Raw genomic sequence first — 3,257 nt, 5'->3', positions numbered from 1 at the left:
GGTCCCGCAGGAAGGCCGGGATGTCGTCGCGGGTCGGATGGTTCGGCAGGGGTGCCGGCTCGTCCTCGAGGAACGCGGTGATGACGGCGGCGGCATCAGAGCGCGTCGGGACCGCGCTCGCCGGTCCTGACCCGTACGGCCGTCTCGACCGGGATCGACCAGACCTTGCCGTCGCCGATCTTGCCGGTACGGGCCGCCTTGACCACCACGTCGATCAGCTGTTCGGCGTCGTCGTCCTCGACCAGGACCTCGATGCGGATCTTGGGGACCAGGTCGACGGTGTACTCGGCGCCGCGGTAGACCTCGGTGTGGCCCCTCTGACGACCGTAGCCGCTGGCCTCCGTGACCGTCAGGCCGTGTACTCCGAAGGCCTGCAGGGCCTCCTTGATCTCGTCCAGCCGGTGCGGCTTCACGACGGCGGTGATGAGCTTCATGCGTCCACCTTCTTGCTCTCGGCGCCGCCCACGGCGGCCGCGGCTGCGGCTGCGGCGGTCCTGGCGGCACCGCCACCGGCGCCGCTGAAGTCGTATGCGGTCTCGGCGTGCTCGGCCTGGTCGATGCCGGCGATCTCGTCGTCCTCGGGGACCCTCATGCCCATGGTCTTGTCCAGGATGAAGGCGAGGACCGCGGAGACGATCAGGGAGTAGGCGAGCACCGCGAAGACACCGGCGCACTGCTTCCAGAACTGGGTGAGGCCGCCGCCGTAGAAGAGGCCCTCGACGGTGGACTGGCCCTTGCCGCTGGCGAAGAGGCCGATCAGCAGGGAGCCGAGGACACCGCCGACCAGGTGGACGCCGACGACGTCGAGGGAGTCGTCGTAGCCGAACTTGTACTTCAGGCCGACGGCCATGGCGCACAGCACACCGGCGATGGCGCCGACCGCGATCGCGCCGAGCGGGGTGACCGCACCGCCGGCCGGGGTGATGGCGACCAGGCCCGCGACCGCTCCGGAGGCGGCACCGAGCGTGGTGAACGCGCCGTGGCGGATCTTCTCGTAGATCAGCCAGGCCAGCATGGCGGCGGCGGTGGCGACCTGCGTGTTGACGAACATCAGCGCGCCGACGCCGTCGTCGTTGCCGAGCCAGGAGCCCGCGTTGAAGCCGAACCAGCCGAACCACAGCAGACCCGCGCCGAGCATGACCAGCGGCAGGCTGTGCGGGCGCATCGGGTCCTTCTTGAAGCCGACGCGCTTGCCGATGACGAGGATCACGCCGAGCGCCGCGGCACCCGCGTTGATGTGCACCGCCGTACCACCGGCGAAGTCGATGACGCCCAGCTCGAAGGCCCAGCCACCGGCGCCCCAGACCCAGTGCGCGACCGGGAAGTAGACGACCGTGGCCCACAGGGCGATGAACAGCGCCCACGCGCTGAACTTCACGCGGTCCGCGAGGGCGCCGCTGATCAGGGCGGGCGTGATGATCGCGAACATCAGCTGGAAGACCATGAAAACGAACACCGGGATGGTGTAGCCGGGCCACAGCTCCGTCAGGCCGATGTTGCCGAGACCGACCCAGTCGGAGTTCCAGCCGATGACACTGCCGGAGTCGGTGCCGAACGCCATGGAGAAGCCGTACAGCACCCAAAGGATGGTGACGATCCCGAGGCTGATGAAGCTCATCATCAGCATGTTCAGAGTGCTCTTGACGCGGACCATGCCTCCGTAGAAGAAGGCCAGGCCCGGAGTCATGAGCATCACCAGGGCGGAACAGATGAGCATGAACCCTGTATTCGCGGCAGAGAGCTTGGGAGCCTCTGCGGCAAGGGTGATGGCTGGTGCCATCGGCGTCTCCTCGTCATGTGTACGGCCCCGTGCGGGCGAAGCCTCGAGCGGATTGAGGGGCGGGCCGGTTATGCGCCACGAGATTGACGCAGCGCGGTTTCGGTCGAAGCCCCTCGTTGTTTCGCGACCGTGACGAAGGCGCGTTCTGTGTTACGCGTCGATGAACTGCCGGATTGCGGGCGAGCCGATCGTTATCGTGGCGCAACCTTCGGCTTTCAGACAGCCGTGGGCACACGGACCGGCCGCGGTCGGCCTTCCGATGACCTGGCATGGGGGAGCCGAGTCGGGCAGTTCGGGAGGGCCGGCCACGGCCGGGGTTCTGGGGGGTGCGGCTTCTCAGACCGCCTCGGCGGTCTCGGGCAGTTCTGCGGCGAGCCGCTCGGTGAGATCGACGACCTCGCCCAGGTCACCGAAGTCGCGGGTGGCGGTGTCGACCGTCTTGCGGATGCGGGTGTTGACGCGCTCGGAGCGGACCTTCTTGGCGACCTGCATGGCCTCGGTGGCGAAGGCCGTGCTCCGCTCGGGCTCGCGCCGGAGGAGGTGCACCGTGGCCATCCCGATCAGGTTCAGGGCGTACGAACGCTGGTGCTCGTCGTCCTCGGCGAAGAGCTCGACCGCCCGGTTCATCAGGGGCTCGGCCAGCGAGGCGTAGGTGGGGCTGCGGCCGGCGACGTAGGCCAGGTCACGGTACGAGTGGGAGTTCTCGCCGTACAGCTCGGCCTCGGAGAAGAAGCGGATCCAGTCGGGGTCCGGCTCGTCCCACTCATCGGCCTCGGAGAAGGTGTCCTCGGCCATCCGGACCGCCCGCTTGCACTTGCCGGGCTGCCCCATGTTCGCGTAGGCGCGGGCCTCCATCGCATACAGCATCGACTGGGTGCGCGGGCTCGCGCAGTCCCGGCTGCCGTACTGCGCGAGGTGGATCAGCTCCAGCGCGTCGTCGGGCCGGCCGAGGTGGATCATCTGGCGGCTCATGCTGGACAGCACGTACGAGCCGAGGGGCCGGTCGCCCGCCTCCTTGGCGGCGTGCAGCGCGAGGACGAAGTACTTCTGCGCGGTCGGCTGGAGCCCGATGTCGTACGACATCCAGCCGGCCAGCTCGGCGAGTTCGGCGGCGACCTTGAACAGGCGGCGGGTGGTGGACTCCGGCTGGGGCTCCTGGAGGAGGTCGGTCACCTCGTGCAGCTGCCCGACGACCGCCTTGCGGCGCAGGCCGCCGCCGCACTGCGCGTCCCACTGCCGGAACATCACCGTCGTGGACTCCAGGAGGTCCAGCTCCGGCTTGGAGAGGCGGCCGCGGGCGCGCCCCGAGCCGCCCGCGGGCTCGGGTGCCGACCTCGGGGCCGCGGGCGAGGGGACGAGCCAGCGCTGCATGGGCTCGATGAGGGCCGGGCCCGCAGACAGCACCAGCGAACTCCCGAGGAAGCCGCGCCGCGCCAGCATCAGGTCGCTGCGCGAGAACTCGCTGAGCAGGGCCACC

General features: G+C 69.4%; 3 protein-coding genes. All 3 read right to left on the bottom strand.

Going from position 1 to position 3,257, the window contains the following annotated elements; all coding sequences use genetic code 11:
* Positions 1–95: 95 nt before the first annotated feature.
* Positions 96–434 carry a P-II family nitrogen regulator gene (locus ABZ281_RS43475; protein ID WP_030231663.1) on the bottom strand — a complete coding sequence of 113 codons (339 nt, stop codon included), beginning with the start codon at positions 432–434 and terminating at the stop codon, positions 96–98.
* Positions 431–1,780 (bottom strand): ammonium transporter, encoded by a 1,350-nt coding sequence (locus ABZ281_RS43470; protein WP_356663687.1) that lies wholly within the window; start codon positions 1,778–1,780, stop codon positions 431–433. Before ABZ281_RS43470 ends, ABZ281_RS43475 begins: the two co-directional genes overlap by 4 nt.
* A gap of 336 nt (positions 1,781–2,116) precedes the next feature.
* On the bottom strand, positions 2,117–3,257 hold a 1,141-nt coding region (locus ABZ281_RS43465), incomplete at its 5' end, for a hypothetical protein (protein ID WP_356663685.1).

The sequence above is a fragment of the Streptomyces sp. NPDC006265 genome, assembly GCF_040613555.1.
In the GTDB taxonomy this organism is placed as follows: domain Bacteria; phylum Actinomycetota; class Actinomycetes; order Streptomycetales; family Streptomycetaceae; genus Streptomyces.
This window is presented reverse-complemented; position numbering and strand designations above follow the sequence as displayed.

Coding starts and splice junctions, on each gene's coding strand:
- ABZ281_RS43475 (WP_030231663.1), bottom strand. CDS start 434: ATGAAGCTCATCACCGCCGTCGTGAAGCCGCACCGGCTGGACGAGATC.
- ABZ281_RS43470 (WP_356663687.1), bottom strand. CDS start 1,780: ATGGCACCAGCCATCACCCTTGCCGCAGAGGCTCCCAAGCTCTCTGCC.